Genomic DNA, 14,613 nt, shown 5'->3' on the forward strand with positions numbered 1-14,613 from the left:
TTTTAAGGCTGGCAGAGTTGCTCTTTAAAAACATAGAAGAATAGTGGCCTGACGCCTATTTCCTCGCCTTAATGGGCGGCCTGCTAGCGAAGCGACTGGCAGCGACTTCAAAACCGGTGCTGCGGCTGCCGGACTGAATGAGGCACTGATCAACCAGCTGGCTTGGGCAGCACGCGGTAATGACGACATCACGTTGATGCTGTCGCAGCTGACGGGCTTGTTAGCAGCTGCAGCCGTTGATGGTGATCTTGAAAAGGGCTCGGAGATCGCCCAAAAAGCCTCGACGTACAACTGGCTGACTCACCGTGAAATTGAGGATGCGGACAAGGCGAGAGCTGGGTGTAGTGCGCTCGGAGCGGGAGCGGGTGCGTGCGAGAAGAAAATCATCAGGGATATGGACGAGCTTGATAAGTCCAGAAACCTTGGAATGTTTGATCTTGAGCGCTCATTGCAGCTATCAGTTTTGCGAGATGGAATGACGCAAGGTGAGTACCGTGAAGCACTGCTCGACGGCTTCAATGGCCTTGATCCGAGGGACCTGGTCTTCACGGGCTACGAGCCCGCCAATGAACTGGGTTACCGAGCGGAGGCTTTAGGCAGTCACGTTGTGGACCTTGCCGCCGAATTTCCTGGGCGGTTCAAGGCGGGGCTTGAAGGTCTTATAAACAATTACGACCAAATTCCCGCAGGCATCGCACAGTCGGCCAGGGATGGCGTCGATTGGTGGACGGGCCCGATTCCGGCACAAGCCATCGCCCGGGCTGAGGACAAACTGGTTTTCTCCACACCCGAGCAATTGGGCGACAGATTGTTTGATATGACATTGGGTACTGCGGCGGGTGCTGCCGGCGGACTGGTTGGTGGGAAGGCGATTGAGTGGTTTGCGGGGCGTTGGGCTACACGGGCGGGGGCGGAAGGTGTTGGTGCAAAAGGGCTGGACACAGGAAAGGCGCCATACACCTCGACAGTCTCGCCGGATGCTGAGGCTGGCATGGCGTATGCCCACCCGTTAAAGGAGGCTGGTACAAAAGGTGTACTTCGAATAGATCCAAATGGAAACTTTACTCAGTCAGAGATAAATTCTGCATATTATATGGCGGCCCAAGGTAAAAAAGTTGAGTTGCGCAGCCCTGTTGGTACACGAGCAGAAGGAAATACTTCAGATCTTCTAGTTGACGGTGTTCGCTACGATGTATATACGCCTACAACAGGTAACGCGGGCCGAATAATTTCTGCGATAGCGAAGAAAAATACACAGACTGAGGGGGTTGTCCTAGATTTATCGAAAAGCTCCGTTACCAGAGAGCAATTAGGAGATGTACTGCGTAGAGTTAACGGCTCAGGTGCAAAAAATATTAATGATGTCGTTATTATAGGAAAATAAAATGCCATCAGTTCTCTGCAAGTGTGGTAATAAGTTAAATTTTGGTGAGATACCTAATTCAATTGAATGGCTGATGATTTCAGATGATGGATTTGAAAAATTCCAAGGCTCCGTTGACGCGGAGGCTATTTATCGAGAAATGAATAGTGCACTTAAGTGTTCTTGTTGTGGGCGATTATTAGTGTTTTGGAACGGCTTTGATGTTTCCCCGATTTCATATATGCCGGAATAGTTATTTTTTGTAAGTTAAGTTGGTGCAAAAGGGGCTGGAGACACTCTGGCTACGCTGAGTCAAGGCCAAAAAAGAGCTGTCGGAAAAATTGACAATATTCTTAATAATTTCAAGGATAGTGATATTACGGGTGCCTTAACGTAAAGGGGACGGATTTATTTAAATATATAAACTCCAGATAAGTTGATTAAATAAATCCGTCCCCTTTAACCCAAAGTGGTACGCGCAAACTGGAACCGGTGGCGCTTATACAGCTAAAGGAGATGCTGCTAAATGGGTCGCTTATGAAACTCGTGATGGCGTACGAATGCGAGTTGTATATCAGCCGGCTACAGGAAAGGTTGTTACTGCATTTCCTGATGATGCTCCAATTCCACCTTACAAACCAATCAAGTAGGATTTATGTTTGCGGATCGTATCATTAGGTTTGGGAAAAAATTTGAAGGTCGATTAAATTCCGATCTTCTCCAAGGCGCCTTGGATTATGTCGCGTATAGCGAAGAGAACCTAGCCTTTGAGATATTGTGCGATCATATTTGCGAATATGATATTTCTATAACGGACGAAGAATATAGAGAGGCTGTTCTGCTGATTCTAGATATGGGGCTTGATTTGGATGAAGGGCCATTTAAGCACCTGCTGGGGTTGAAGCAGTAAAGAGCTAGAAGTTAGTTGGTGCAAAAGGGCTGGACACAGGAAAGGCGCCATACACCTCGACAGTCTCGCCGGATGCTGAGGCTGGAATGCCGTATGCCCACCCGGTAAAGGAGGCTGGTGCAAAAGGTATTCAAAAGGTTCCTGGTTTTGGAGAGGTAGATGACTTCTTTGCATCACAGTCGGCTAACCTCAACAAAAAGCTGGGAACAAAAATTGGTGAGGGTCGCCTACCCTATGAAACAAGCAGGGCCGGTGTAGAGCAGGCTAAAGCGACGGTTAAAGAAACCTTAGAGAGCGTTACATCTGTGAGTCCATTGGTCCCCAGCTCAACTGTGCGAGGAAATTATGATCTTATTCATGTGTACAGCTCCAAGACAAATAGCACCGTAAGTCTGCGAGTATTGCCAGATGGGAAGTACGAGTTTGATACATTGATTCCAGAGAAGTCATCTAAATTTTAATGTGGAGGGCGAAAAACTGTGCTGATCAATGAGGTATTGCGCGAAGTCAGATTTCGCTCATTTTTTATGAGTGGAAATTTGGTTTGTGAGTTTTTGGTGTTGTTTTTTAAATTATCTAATTCTGGGTGGGTGTCCCTAACAGTTAGTGAGGGTGTGTCAAGGTTTTTAAAGCTAGATTCAGATCCTGAATTACTGGGGTTGTCTGAAATAAATGATGAGTTTGCGTACCCGATCAACTCGTTAAGTAGGTTGGATAAGTATCTGGGTTTGAAAGTTTTGTCAGTATATGAGTACAGGATTAGTGCTATCGATGAAGGTTGCGTTGGAGTATATTTGGATTTTGGGGGCTGCGGGATTAGTGTGATTGAGTCTAACGAGTGCCTAACAGTTACAGATGATGTGGTTCAGTTTTCAGATGGTAAAATTTTGCTGCGTAAAGTGAGAGTTTAATTGGTGCAAAAGTTCTCACGACGAATCTTTCAGAGGTTTGGAGAGCGTAAAGAGCGTAAAGGAGATGGATTATTATTTAATAAATCCGTCCCCTTTGACCACTTAAGCGTGTCTACGACTATAAATCGGGCGGCACCCAGGCCGCCCGGCTTTTACTCAGGATGGATCGGTATTGAGCCGGCGACTGATGACATCCAGCAAATCACACCCATCGCGCAGCGGGATAGCCAGCAATTGGGCGAAGTCTTGAAGCACCACAGCATTGCTGCTGAGCTGTTCGCGGAAGGCCAGGTTTTCCAGCAGTTGGGTGACGGCGCGAATCCGGTACACGGCGGCGTCGTGGAGGACATCGAGGGGCGCATGGGTGTCGATAAGCAGGGCGGGGACGGTGCAGTCGTGGCCCGTTAGGGGCATGTATCGATTCATTGTCAGTACTCTGTTGGTGGATTAAGCCACCACTCATTCATCGCCAAACGAATGGGTGGCAGCTGTACGCAGGTTGGCGAACCGGCAACAGAGTAAACCGGCAGACCCGAAGGTCTCCCACGCACAGCCGCCATATCATGCACAGCTTTGCGGGTGCAAAAACACCTGCATAGAAGCGGGGTGCTTTTGCGCTCTGTTGTCAGGTCGCCAAACCTGAATCGCCATGTGGGCGACGGCCCGGACTATAAGCCCGCACCCAAACCCACGCAAGGCAGCAAAGTACTGGCCCACTCCCAATGCCTCATGTCTTCACCCCCATTGCCGACACACTGCCGATGATTAAACGCATCCACCCACCACCAACATTAAAGGACTGATGTGAAAAACCTTCTCCTGATTCTCCTCTCCACCCTCATCCTCGGCGGCTGCGTCAGCCAGCCCCTCACGCCCGAGCATCGTGCGCAGGTCAAGACGGTCAAAGTGCTGCCCGTGAAATGGGAAAAGAACATGGTCTACATGGGCCGTGAACAAGCCTGGGGTGCGGCCCTGGGTGCCGGGCTCGGCGCGGGCGTTGGCATGGCCAGCGGTGCGTCCAAGCTGGGCACGTCGGCCTTGAGCGGCGCGGGGTTTGCCGCCGGTATGAAGGCGGGGCAACTGGCCGAGATGTCGACGCCGGCGGCGATCCTCACGGTGATGGACGCCGAAAATATCGACTTGGGCGTGTTGCTCAAGCAGGCCTTTATCGATGCCTTGGGTAAGACGTCATCGCTCAGGGTGGTGGGTGACGACGAGCCGGCCGATGCGCAGATTCAACTGACGGTGGGCGAGTGGGGTTTTCGCCTGACCCAGGGTTTCAGCAGCGTGGTCTACCCAACGCTAACCGTCGTGGCGCGCATGGACCGTGGCGACGAGATGCTCTGGCGCACGGTGGAGACGGTCACGCCGTTCAATGGTCAGAATGTCTACGGCTACACACCGCTCACTTATCGCACTGATCCTGAGGCGTTGCGCCGCGCGTTGACTGGTATTACGCAGATCTCCGGTGGATATCTGGTGAAAGAGCTCAAGTAACTCCGCGAGCAGATCAGGAAATACCAGGAGAGTGACAATGGAAAACACACTTGAAATACGACAGTTGGTCAGCGAGATAACCTCGGCTGTGGGCTATGAAGGGGACTTTGGCGACCGTATAGATAACGTCGACTTGATACTGAGCGAGGTGGATGCCGCGAGTCGCAATGGTGTTCCTGCTGACTATCTGGAGTTCCTTGCCACCTTTGGGTTTGGTGAGCTGGACTGTGCGCTCTATGTGAGTGATGGGCCGGTAAGGTATACCGCTCTAGCCGATGCAGACGCGGGCATCTATGCCGGGCTGTATGTCTTCGCGGGGGACTCCTGTGAGGTTTCATACGCTTTTGATACTCGGAGCAATTGGGCGATCGTTGAGCTGGACGCTGAAATCGATGAGGTTGAAGTCGTGTCTGAAGACTTTTCGAGCTTCATTTTGAATAAGCTGGCTTATGTAAAAGATTTGATCAAAAGGAGACAGGTATGAAGCGCTATAACCTCGTGCGTGATGTGCCCAATCTGTTTGTTCGGTTAGCGCCTTGAGCCTGCCGGATACGCTGCTGGCCTGCGCGCAGGGCGCCATCAGGGTGCCTATCTGCACGCTGGAAGCTCCCGCAGGCTGGTACGGCCACCCACCTGCGCTTACGCCCATCTGGAGCGACGGCTCTGGCCCCACTTACATCGGTTACTGGAAACACTGGTTTGTGGACCGCGAGCCCTGCTTTGTGAAGATGTATGTCGAAGCCGACGGCATGACCTATGAAATCGCCAGGACTCCCGCACAGTTGTTCGCCGTGATCGCGATGATGTCGATGAGCCTGGACGATGGCATCACACCGGAGCTTGAGGCGTTCGCTGACGCGGTAGGGCTTGATTGCCTGGCTGAGTTAGATGCGTTGTCGTTGAAAACCGGTGACGACCCGAAGGGGTTTGCGCAGGCCGAATTGTTTAAAACGCTGACCCCGCTTCACAGCATGCCCGACAGTGTTACACCGTACTCCGGGGACTTCCCTGACCCGTCGAATGCCTCACGAGCCTGGTGGAAGTGCAGTTGCTCCTTCGAAATCGTGGATCGGGACATGCCCACTCCACCCGGTGTGAGACTGCCCGCCTGGTTTGATCCGCTACGGGATAAAAGGACCTTGTTCGATGAGTTCATCGCCGCCGGGCGCCTTGATTGCGCCTGGCTGACGTTGAACTCCGCGGGTTGGTCGATTGCCGATGCCAGACGCGCAATTGTCCAGTTGCAGGTAAAGGCTTGTGATGAGGCTTTTGATCAGGTGGTCGCCGCGTGGCTTGCGGTGGCTGATGTCGACGCGGGTGGTTATTGACCGAACCCGCAGGGCACCTTGAACATTTTGTATATCCCATTGTCTTTACCCCGCCCACCCGCAACCGGTCGGGTTGCATGGACTGCAGCGTTTTCAAATGACATTAAGGATTAATGTGAACCTCGCCCCCAAAACCTCTTCTCTGTCATCGCCGGCTGCGGTGCACATTTGCGCGCCTGCGTTTCAGAAAGGCACCCCGGGGGAATGCATCGGATCAATTGATCCCTCTCTCAGTACACCTACTGCCGCCGGGCCTATTGGCGGCTTTTAATGTAGTTCATGGAGTTTGAAATGAAGCGTAAGCAGTTCCAGAAAAGCCTGTTGGCACTCATGGTCGGCGCAATCAGTGCGCAAGCGCTGGCGGTGGAATTCGACCTGGGGCAGGGCAAGAACATTTGGGTCGGCGAGACCTTTAATGAGTCATTGATTATCAACGGGACGTTCTCCGAAGTAGTGGTGCCGACCACTACCAACCCTGCCGGACTGGGTGTGGCCAACACCACTATCCAGGGTTCGTTGATCAACCGTGCCGACATCACTCTGGATTCCCAGGGCGCCGCCATCCGTGCGATTGCCCTGGACCCGCTGTTCTGGTCGGGCCCGCAAAACCTGAGCCCGGGAACTGTCACCGGGGACGTGGTTCAGGCGGGCAACATTCTTATGAAAAATGGGGGTTACGAGGGCCTTGAGATCGGCGCGACGACCATCGGTGGAAGTGTCATCAACTCCGGCACCATCCGTTCCACGCTGCCCCTGACCCCGCCGGCTTCACCCTCCTACGTGGATGGCGGTGAAGGCATTTACCTGCATGGCACCACCATCGCCGGCGACGTTTCCAACACCGGCGTAATCGACTTGAACGGTGATTACTCAATCGGCCTGATCCTCGACCGTCAGAACAATCTGGGCACCACCGTCGGTGGCAAAATCCTCAACGCCGGCACGCTCAAGGCAACAGGCGAGGGCGCCTGGGGTATCGAGGTGGAAACTGACACCAATCCTCTGCGCATTGAAAACAGCGGACTGCTTTCCGCCAACGGCAATGACGCCAAGACAGTGATGTTTCTAAACGGCACGGTCGACTACATCCTCAACACCGGCACCCTTGAGGCCACGGGCACCAACGCCAATGCCTTCGAGTTTGCCGGGGCAACCTTTGCCCAGAACAGCGCAACCGGTGCGCGTGGCATCGTTAACCGCGGCACGATCAGCGCCGATGGCACAGCCATTCACGTGGACGCTGCCGATCAGACTTCGGCGTTTGAGATCAACCAGCAAGCCGGCGAGATCCGCAGTAACTCCGGCACCGCCATCGACGCCGCCAACCTCGCCACGCTGAACTGGACCGGCGGCAAAATCACCGGCGACCTGCTCAACTTGAGCGCGGTGAATGTCGCAGGCCAAGCCGATTTCACCGGCAGCCGTATCATCGCGCCGGTCTCGATCAACTCCGGCTCGCTGAACCTTTCCGCCCCGGGCACCACGATCACCGGCGATCTTAACGTGGCCAACGGCGCGGGCATCGATATGCACCTGTCCGACAGCGTCGTGCCGACCACGCCGTACCTCAACGTGAATGGCAACGCCACGTTCGCCCAGGCCTCGAAGCTGACGGTGAGCGCGCAGCCAGGCGACTTCGCGCGCACCAACAACGGCACCCAATACACCTTGTTGCAAGCCACCAGCGTGCAGAACAACGGCCTGTCGGTCGCCAGTTCGTCGTCGTTGCTCGACGTGCTCAGCTACTCGGCTGACGCGCAAACCGTCAAGGCGGTGGTGGCGGTCAAGGACAACCAGCAAGTGCAGCAAGAGCTGGCCGGCGTGGGCGCCAGTGCCGCAGCGGCCACGGCGGTCAATACCTTCAAAAATGACGTGCTCGGCGGCCTCAACCAGAACGATCAAGTGTTCCAGGCCCTGGCCAACGCCGGTACTGCGCAGCAACTGGCGCAAGTCAGCGAGCAACTCAAGCCGGACGTCAACCGCGGCGCCCTGGACGTGGCGTTGTCGGGCCAGACCGTGATCAACGGCGCGATCTTCAACCGCCTCACCGACCAGCGCGAAAGCCACCAGGTCGGCGGCGTGTGGGTGCAGGGCCTGAGCAGCAACATGGACCAGGACGGGCGTGGCGGCAACAACGGCTACTCGGCCAACAGCAGCGGCATGGCCGTGGGTGTGGACGGGCGCTTGAACGACACCACCACGTTGGGCGTGGCGTACAGTTACCTTAACTCCAACATCCATTCCGACCTCGGCAACAAGACCGATGTGGAGGGCCATGCGCTGTCGCTTTACGGCAACTGGTCGCTGCAAAACTGGTTTGTCGACGGCAGCCTCAGCTATGGCCATAACGACAACGACAGCAAACGCCATATCGCCGGCACCACAGCCAAGGGCAGTTACGACAGCAATGTGCTGTCTGCCAGTGTGATCGGCGGCTACAGCTTCAAGCCGTCGCAGGCCGTGGTGATCGAGCCGCGCGTAGCAGCGCGTTACGCCAACGTGCGCATGGACGGTTTCGACGAGAAGGGTTCTTCGGCCGCGCTGAGCACCCAGTCGCAACGCTATGAAGTGGGCGAGCTGGGTGCTGGTGTGCGCTTGGCGGGCAACTTGCCAATCGGCGCCGGTAGCCTGCAGCCGGAAGCAACCTTGATGGCGTATCACGACCTGATGGGTGATCGCGTCGCACAAACCTCCAGCTATGTGCTCGGCGGTTCTGCGTTCACCGTTACCGGCGCTTCGGTGGCGCGTGACAGCTATGAAGCCAGTGTCGGCGTGAACTACCAAGTGTCGGACTTTACCGTGGGGGCCAGCTACACCCGCCAGGCCCGCAGTGGGTTTGATGCGGATGGGGTGATGCTCAAGGCGCGGTACGCGTTTTAAGTTTTACAGCCGATAGAAAACGGCGTCGGGCTGCGGTTCTCCCACGTAGCCCGAGCCAGATTTTTAATTGTGTTCAAGGAAGTTACCCATGAAAAAGACCTCACTCCTAATCCTCGCCCTGGCCTTGGCCGGCTGCCACTCCACTGCCAGAAACTCCTCGCCAACCCTGCTTAAGGACGGCGTCCAGTTGCAGCAAAACAAGGTCGAGGTGGACGCCGAACACGCCAAGGTCATCATGAAGGCAACCGGTTTTACCTACCCGGTGCAGTTCTCCGTACGCCGTAGTTCCGATGTGGACCAGCGCCCGGAAATTCTCGGGACGGTGGTTGATTCCGGTCGCGGCAAGGTATTTGGCTGGATCGCCAAGATGAGCGAAGTCACCAACAGCGCTGTCGTCAAACGCTTCCCGCAGTTGGAAGTGCAGGCTGACCCGGGGCAGCCCTTTGAAGTGATCGGTGAGTCTCGGGTCTACAACGCCAACTACGTTGGCCTCGTCAAAACCTATGTGTATGAATGCGGCCCCATGAGTTCTACCTTCAAGCCTGAGAAGCAAAAGGTTTACCTGGTGGAGTTCGTGATTATCGGGAAGGGGTGTGAGCAGCATGTGTATGACGTGACGGTGCCTAACGAGCGTATTCCGGTGGCGACTGTGGCTCCGGCGGCGTGAGCCAGAGCCCGGCGCCAATGCAAATCCGATAGTCGCTCAGGTATCGACGGGTACCGCCGGGCTCCGTGGCAACAGAAGAGGCGCTGATGATTTCTGCAGATGATGTTGATGGCCTGCTTGAAGATATTTTCGAGGGGCACAAGGACTTGGCGGTGTTTGTCGCTGGTGGCAAGTACTACTACCTGGCAGACGACAAGGGAAATTTCTGTATCGATGTCAGGCCTGAATACAGGAGCTATATCGAAAGTGGCGTCATGGACAGTAGCCTCTATGACCAGGCCGTTTCCGAGTTCAGAGGGGGCGTTCCGGTCCTGGAGGTGAACACCTTTCAGCGTTATCTGGATAACAACAGCGTCAACGTTTATTCGCTGGAGTGGATGGTCAGTTTCTTCACCTACGGTTACTCCGCTGCCTACCTTGGCGAATTTCATAACCATATCGAGGCCGTTCTATCTGGCCACGCGAAGCCTCGTCTGGATGAATGCGAAAAAATGCGGATGAGGCTGCCCCGCTTTTATGTGGACCTGGATAGCAAGGTGTTCCGGCATGTTGATTGGGACAGGTTTCATGAGTCCTATGTGCCCTCGGACTGGGACGGGCAAGCGTCTGGATCATTCGCGGAGCTGATCCCGAAAGAGCAAAGATATTGGGTTGTGGATGGCATGGACTTTTGGACGTTGTACGCCTGATGGCGGGTTAGCTTCGTCGCCTTGGCGATAAGTTGGTCTGTGCCGTCGTGCCCCACTCGAAGTAACACACGCACCCGCGCAGGAGAAATACCGTGGTAATGACATTGGTAATGGTTGGACTGGGCCTGGCGATTTTGATGCAGCTGGCCATTTTTTGTGTGGCCGTTAAAAACTCGCTGGGGCATGCACTGCTGTGCCTGTTCATCCCGTGCTATGTGTACGTTTATGCCAAAAAGGATCGCCAGGCCAGGCCGTTCCTTTGGGGGTGGTACACCGGTATTGGCTTGCTGGCCGCTGGGGCTATTGCTTCAAATTGAAGCAGGACTCGAAAAGGCGCCGACAACGTCGTAAAATGAAGTCAAATTGACATCATTCAGGGACGAGTTCAGACATGCGCGTTGTTGCTTTACTCCTGGCATTCAGCTTTCTGGCTGGCTGCGCCTCCAAGCCGGCTTACTACATTTCCCCCGCACCGGTTCACATCCCCAAGACCGCCACCTATTGGCTCGATACCTTCGACGTTGACGTGGTGGGCAAGAACCCACGCTTCCTGCCTGATGACAAAGTTCGCGAGCAACTGGGTGTCGACCTGGTCAATCGCCTGATCACGGCCAAGCGCTACGCCACCAGCAAGGAAAGCGCCGACTATCTGTTGGATGTGAAGGTCGTCTACGCCCGTCATTTCCAGGATTCGAAGGGCGGGATCGCCACCGTGCTCGTTGATGACAACACGGTCCTGACCAGTGTGGATTTCAACTACCTGGTCAAGGTCAAGAAGGCCGGTGCCGAGGTATTACACTTCGCCAAGGACCGCGACAGCCTGGTTCCCGCGGGCTTGTTTGGCCAATGGCAGCAATACAAGACGATCGGCGGGATCGTCAGCAATACCGGCAACACCAGCGTCGAGCCGTTTTACACGGGCGTGTTGAGCCGCTTTATCGTCGATGATTTGCGCGATATTCCGTCACGCTAAGTTGCTTTAACCCGAATCACCCACTCCTTGCGTCTGACCTTGTGAACGGATCATTCACTCACGAGGTTCAGACCATGTCCCGTCCTGTTCTGCTGTTGCGTCCTGCCGCCCAAGGCTTTGCCGTGACCCTGTTGGTGGCGCTCGCCGGGTGTGGGCTTTCTTCATCCCGTGATGTGGCCAAGCCTGCTGAATCGGCACCTGTTGTGGAGGTGCAAAGTGAGCCCGCCAGCGTTCGGGGGGCCATGGTCAAGCGGATGGTTGCTCCTGCACCGATGGCGTCGCGGTTGGTCATGAACGACGCCGTCGCCCTGCAATACCAGGCCGAGCCTCGGGAGCACTATCAGAACCTACCGGACAACCCGATCCGCAGCGTAGCCGAAGCGCCGGTTTCCACCTTCAGCGTCGACGTCGACACCGGCAGCTATGCCAACGTACGACGTTTCCTCAACCAAGGCAGCCTGCCGCCCGAAGGTGCTGTGCGACTGGAGGAAATGGTCAATTATTTTCCCTACGACTACGCCCTGCCCACCGACGGCTCGCCCTTTGGTGTGACCACGGAAGTGGCCCCCTCACCGTGGAACCCCCACACCCGACTGCTGCGCATCGGCATCAAGGCCTCGGACCGCGCCGTGGCGGACCTGGCACCGGCTAACCTGGTGTTCCTTGTGGATGTGTCAGGCTCGATGAATCGCCGCGAAGGCCTGCCACTGGTCAAGAGCACCCTGAAACTGTTGGTGGACCAACTGCGCGATCAGGACCGCGTATCGCTCGTGGTCTACGCTGGCGAATCGCGAGTGGTGCTCAAGCCCACTTCGGGCCGAGACAAAACCAAGATCCGCAATGCCATCGACCAGTTGACGGCCGGCGGCTCCACCGCAGGCGCTTCGGGTATCGAAATGGCCTACCAAATGGCCCGCGAAGGGTTTATCGACAAGGGCATCAACCGCATCCTGCTGGCCACCGATGGCGACTTCAACGTGGGCGTCAGTGACTTCGACAGCCTCAAGCAGATGGCCGTCGACCAGCGCAAAAGCGGTGTGTCCCTGACCACCCTCGGCTTTGGTGTGGATAACTACAACGAACACCTGATGGAACAACTGGCCGATGCCGGTGATGGCAATTACGCCTACATCGACAACCTGCGCGAAGCCCGCAAGGTGCTGGTGGACCAACTCAGCTCGACCCTCGCTGTGGTGGCCCGGGATGTGAAGCTGCAAGTGGAATTCAATCCGGCGCAGGTCAGCGAATACCGACTGCTGGGCTATGAAAACCGCGCCCTGAAGCGTGAGGATTTCAACAACGACAAGGTCGACGCCGGCGAAATCGGTGCCGGGCATACGGTGACCGCGTTGTATGAAATTGTCCCGAAGGGTGAACAGGGTTGGCTGGAGCCACTGCGCTACGCATCGGCGGCCAAGGCTGACGGTAAAACTGATGAGTTGGCGATGTTGCGGGTACGCTACAAACCAGCGGAAGGCGGCAACAGCCGACTGATCGAACACCCGATCAGCAACCAGCAGAGCGGCAAACCCAGCGACGACCTGCGTTTCTCTGCCGCCGTGGCCGCCTTCGCCCAGCAACTCAAGGGTGATGGCCGCTACACTGGCTCCATGAGTTTCAAGGACACGGCCGCACTGGCCCGCTCCGCCCGGGGCGACGACCCCTTCGGCTTGCGCAGCGAGTTTGTGCAACTGGTCGAATTGGCCCAGAGCCTCCAGGCCCCGGCCAAACACTGATCCACCTCAAAGGAGTGCGCCACCTGATGGATTCACCCAGCGACGAAGCCCTGCTGTCCCGCTACCGCAGCGGCGACGGTGCAGCGTTCGAAGCCCTGTACGCGCGGCATCGACAGGGCCTGTACCGTTTTCTGGTGTCCTTGAGCAACAAGGCCGAACTGGCCGAGGAAGTGTTCCAGGACACCTGGCTCAGCCTGATCCGCAGCACCAGCGAGCCACAGGGGCGGGCGAGTTTTCGCACCTGGTTATTCCAGATTGCCCGCAACCGCCTGATCGACCACTGGCGCAAGCACGGCATCCACAACCCGCTGCACGACAGCTACGATGAGCAGCTTCACGGCCAGCCCGACGACAGCGACGGGCCCGAGCAACTACTGAGCCTGAGCCGCGACCAGGCGCGCCTGGACAGCGCACTGCAAGACTTGCCCGAAGACCAGCGCGAAGTGTTCCTGCTGCGCCTGCATGGCGAGCTGGAAGTGCCACAAATCGCCGCACTCACCGGCGCCCCACTGGAAACGGTAAAAAGCCGCTTGCGTTACGCCCAGCAGAAACTGCGCCGACTGCTGGCCGAGGAGGTACCCGCATGACTGACTCCCGACATACCCAGGACTCGAACGACGACCTGCTGATCGAGCATTTCCGTCAACACACCAGCGGCGAGCCGCCGGCTTCCCTGGACGCCTTCATCCTGGCCACCGCCCACCGTGAAGCACCGGTGCGGCAACCCAGCCTGTGGCAGCGCTGGTTACAGGCGTGCCAACGGCCGCGCTGGCAGATGGCTTTTGCGACCGTGGCGGGTGTGGCGCTGATGATTGGTTTGGTCACGCGCTCGCCGGTGCCGCAGCCGGAGTTATCCACAGGGACTTACGCGGCGGCTCCGCAAGAACTGGCCCGTCCGGCACCGGCAGCGGCGCCGATGGCTCGATTCTCAGTGGCTCCGCAGGCCGATAGCGCACCGCAGGTGCAGGCAGAAGTCGCGGGTTCGCTGGCGGATGAGCCGGTGGCGAAGATGAGCAAACGCGCGGCTGTTGTGCTGCCGCCGCTTGAGCAAGGGCTGCAGGAAATCCTGCGGTTGCGGCAGGCGGGAGAGGCGAAGGCGGCGGATGAGAAGCTGCTGGAGTTGCACAAACGCTTTCCCAATGAGGATCTGCCGGCGCGGTTGGAGGCGTTGAAAAATCCTTGAGGTGGAGGTCGCCAGCCGGTGGTTGACGAGAGACTCCCGGCCTTTGTAATCATCCGCAACACGGCCCCTGTCGGTTGATGCGCTTCGGTGCAGCAATTGCTCAGGGGTTTTTTATTGCCTTGATTTTTTCGATTACCAATCGCGCTTCTGCCAGTGGTGATCCACTCCCATGCCCTCCAAATTCAGATCAAGGTGGGACAAGTCTGGAAAGTCATTCTCCAATAGTGCTTTCAGCCGTCGTCCCCAGCTTGATGACGGATTGATGATCTTCATCAAGTGGTGGGTGAGGCGTTATATCGTTCTGTAACGATCATTCCGCGAGCTATCAATATCTCAAGTTGGTCCTGGTAGCTCTGCCAAGGTTTAGGGTAACCCTGGATCATTGGTGCATCACTTTAGGCATGTGCAAGTCCCTCCTGCTTGAAATCGATACAAGCGCCCGCCCTTCGATGTGTGGCGTCACTCGGGCTTTCACT

General features: G+C 56.3%; 17 protein-coding genes and 1 pseudogene. 17 read left to right on the plus strand and 1 reads right to left on the minus strand.

The window, feature by feature from the left end:
- Window positions 1-196: 196 nt before the first annotated feature.
- From ACA046_RS00870 to ACA046_RS00895, 6 genes and pseudogenes are all read left to right on the plus strand, one after another.
- On the plus strand, window positions 197-1,384 hold the full coding sequence (locus ACA046_RS00870; RefSeq protein WP_497675716.1) for a CdiA C-terminal domain-containing protein: 1,188 nt from the start codon (window positions 197-199) through the stop codon (window positions 1,382-1,384).
- A gap of 1 nt (window position 1,385) precedes the next feature.
- Complete coding sequence (locus ACA046_RS00875; protein ID WP_497675717.1) at window positions 1,386-1,616, plus strand: DUF8617 domain-containing protein; 231 nt, start codon at window positions 1,386-1,388, stop codon at window positions 1,614-1,616.
- A gap of 214 nt (window positions 1,617-1,830) precedes the next feature.
- Window positions 1,831-2,013 (plus strand): annotated as a pseudogene (locus ACA046_RS00880) (hypothetical protein); the annotation flags it as partial.
- Window positions 2,014-2,018: 5 nt separating this feature from the next.
- Window positions 2,019-2,273 (plus strand): MafI family immunity protein, encoded by a 255-nt coding sequence (locus tag ACA046_RS00885; RefSeq protein ID WP_057009905.1) that lies wholly within the window; start codon window positions 2,019-2,021, stop codon window positions 2,271-2,273.
- Window positions 2,274-2,359: 86 nt separating this feature from the next.
- Window positions 2,360-2,734 (plus strand): hypothetical protein, encoded by a 375-nt coding sequence (locus ACA046_RS00890; protein WP_497675718.1) that lies wholly within the window; start codon window positions 2,360-2,362, stop codon window positions 2,732-2,734.
- A gap of 18 nt (window positions 2,735-2,752) precedes the next feature.
- Complete coding sequence (locus tag ACA046_RS00895; RefSeq protein WP_497675719.1) at window positions 2,753-3,184, plus strand: hypothetical protein; 432 nt, start codon at window positions 2,753-2,755, stop codon at window positions 3,182-3,184.
- A gap of 156 nt (window positions 3,185-3,340) precedes the next feature.
- Here ACA046_RS00895 and ACA046_RS00900 read toward each other — a convergent pair whose 3' ends face one another.
- On the minus strand, window positions 3,341-3,598 hold the full coding sequence (locus ACA046_RS00900) for a hypothetical protein (protein ID WP_497675720.1): 258 nt from the start codon (window positions 3,596-3,598) through the stop codon (window positions 3,341-3,343).
- Between the two features lie 390 nt (window positions 3,599-3,988).
- Here ACA046_RS00900 and ACA046_RS00905 point away from each other — a divergent pair, with 390 nt between their 5' ends.
- From ACA046_RS00905 to ACA046_RS00955, 11 genes are all read left to right on the plus strand, one after another.
- Window positions 3,989-4,681 (plus strand): hypothetical protein, encoded by a 693-nt coding sequence (locus ACA046_RS00905; RefSeq protein ID WP_497675721.1) that lies wholly within the window; start codon window positions 3,989-3,991, stop codon window positions 4,679-4,681.
- A gap of 37 nt (window positions 4,682-4,718) precedes the next feature.
- Window positions 4,719-5,165, plus strand: coding sequence for an SMI1/KNR4 family protein (locus tag ACA046_RS00910; protein WP_497675722.1), 447 nt, complete (start codon window positions 4,719-4,721; stop codon window positions 5,163-5,165).
- Window positions 5,166-5,217: 52 nt separating this feature from the next.
- Window positions 5,218-6,009: a hypothetical protein gene (locus ACA046_RS00915; RefSeq protein ID WP_459025174.1), complete on the plus strand. Its 792-nt coding sequence runs from the start codon at window positions 5,218-5,220 to the stop codon at window positions 6,007-6,009.
- A gap of 291 nt (window positions 6,010-6,300) precedes the next feature.
- Window positions 6,301-8,889 carry an autotransporter family protein gene (locus tag ACA046_RS00920; RefSeq protein ID WP_497675723.1) on the plus strand — a complete coding sequence of 863 codons (2,589 nt, stop codon included), beginning with the start codon at window positions 6,301-6,303 and terminating at the stop codon, window positions 8,887-8,889.
- A gap of 88 nt (window positions 8,890-8,977) precedes the next feature.
- Entirely contained in the window at window positions 8,978-9,556 is a 579-nt protein-coding gene (locus ACA046_RS00925) for a hypothetical protein (protein WP_497675724.1), read from the plus strand.
- An 86-nt stretch (window positions 9,557-9,642) separates the two neighbouring features.
- Window positions 9,643-10,245, plus strand: coding sequence for a hypothetical protein (locus ACA046_RS00930; RefSeq protein ID WP_497675725.1), 603 nt, complete (start codon window positions 9,643-9,645; stop codon window positions 10,243-10,245).
- A 98-nt stretch (window positions 10,246-10,343) separates the two neighbouring features.
- Complete coding sequence (locus ACA046_RS00935) at window positions 10,344-10,562, plus strand: hypothetical protein (RefSeq protein WP_497677031.1); 219 nt, start codon at window positions 10,344-10,346, stop codon at window positions 10,560-10,562.
- 74 nt (window positions 10,563-10,636) lie between these two features.
- The gene (locus ACA046_RS00940) at window positions 10,637-11,218 is read left to right on the plus strand and encodes a hypothetical protein (RefSeq protein ID WP_177069512.1); all 582 of its coding nucleotides are present in this window, start codon (window positions 10,637-10,639) and stop codon (window positions 11,216-11,218) included.
- A gap of 74 nt (window positions 11,219-11,292) precedes the next feature.
- Window positions 11,293-12,954 carry a vWA domain-containing protein gene (locus ACA046_RS00945; RefSeq protein ID WP_497675726.1) on the plus strand — a complete coding sequence of 554 codons (1,662 nt, stop codon included), beginning with the start codon at window positions 11,293-11,295 and terminating at the stop codon, window positions 12,952-12,954.
- A gap of 26 nt (window positions 12,955-12,980) precedes the next feature.
- The gene (locus ACA046_RS00950; protein ID WP_497675727.1) at window positions 12,981-13,541 is read left to right on the plus strand and encodes an RNA polymerase sigma factor; all 561 of its coding nucleotides are present in this window, start codon (window positions 12,981-12,983) and stop codon (window positions 13,539-13,541) included.
- Entirely contained in the window at window positions 13,538-14,137 is a 600-nt protein-coding gene (locus ACA046_RS00955) for a hypothetical protein (RefSeq protein ID WP_497675728.1), read from the plus strand. The genes ACA046_RS00950 and ACA046_RS00955 overlap by 4 nt, the downstream gene beginning before the upstream one ends.
- The last annotated feature ends 476 nt before the right edge of the window (window positions 14,138-14,613 follow it).

It is taken from the genome of Pseudomonas sp. LBUM1641, from assembly GCF_059716235.1.

Coding starts and splice junctions, on each gene's coding strand:
- ACA046_RS00940 (WP_177069512.1), top strand. CDS start 10,637: ATGCGCGTTGTTGCTTTACTCCTGGCATTCAGCTTTCTGGCTGGCTGC.
- ACA046_RS00910 (WP_497675722.1), top strand. CDS start 4,719: ATGGAAAACACACTTGAAATACGACAGTTGGTCAGCGAGATAACCTCG.
- ACA046_RS00935 (WP_497677031.1), top strand. CDS start 10,344: ATGACATTGGTAATGGTTGGACTGGGCCTGGCGATTTTGATGCAGCTG.
- ACA046_RS00885 (WP_057009905.1), top strand. CDS start 2,019: ATGTTTGCGGATCGTATCATTAGGTTTGGGAAAAAATTTGAAGGTCGA.
- ACA046_RS00955 (WP_497675728.1), top strand. CDS start 13,538: ATGACTGACTCCCGACATACCCAGGACTCGAACGACGACCTGCTGATC.
- ACA046_RS00890 (WP_497675718.1), top strand. CDS start 2,360: ATGCCGTATGCCCACCCGGTAAAGGAGGCTGGTGCAAAAGGTATTCAA.
- ACA046_RS00925 (WP_497675724.1), top strand. CDS start 8,978: ATGAAAAAGACCTCACTCCTAATCCTCGCCCTGGCCTTGGCCGGCTGC.
- ACA046_RS00870 (WP_497675716.1), top strand. CDS start 197: ATGCTGTCGCAGCTGACGGGCTTGTTAGCAGCTGCAGCCGTTGATGGT.
- ACA046_RS00920 (WP_497675723.1), top strand. CDS start 6,301: ATGAAGCGTAAGCAGTTCCAGAAAAGCCTGTTGGCACTCATGGTCGGC.
- ACA046_RS00950 (WP_497675727.1), top strand. CDS start 12,981: ATGGATTCACCCAGCGACGAAGCCCTGCTGTCCCGCTACCGCAGCGGC.
- ACA046_RS00875 (WP_497675717.1), top strand. CDS start 1,386: ATGCCATCAGTTCTCTGCAAGTGTGGTAATAAGTTAAATTTTGGTGAG.
- ACA046_RS00900 (WP_497675720.1), bottom strand. CDS start 3,598: ATGCCCCTAACGGGCCACGACTGCACCGTCCCCGCCCTGCTTATCGAC.
- ACA046_RS00945 (WP_497675726.1), top strand. CDS start 11,293: ATGTCCCGTCCTGTTCTGCTGTTGCGTCCTGCCGCCCAAGGCTTTGCC.
- ACA046_RS00930 (WP_497675725.1), top strand. CDS start 9,643: ATGATTTCTGCAGATGATGTTGATGGCCTGCTTGAAGATATTTTCGAG.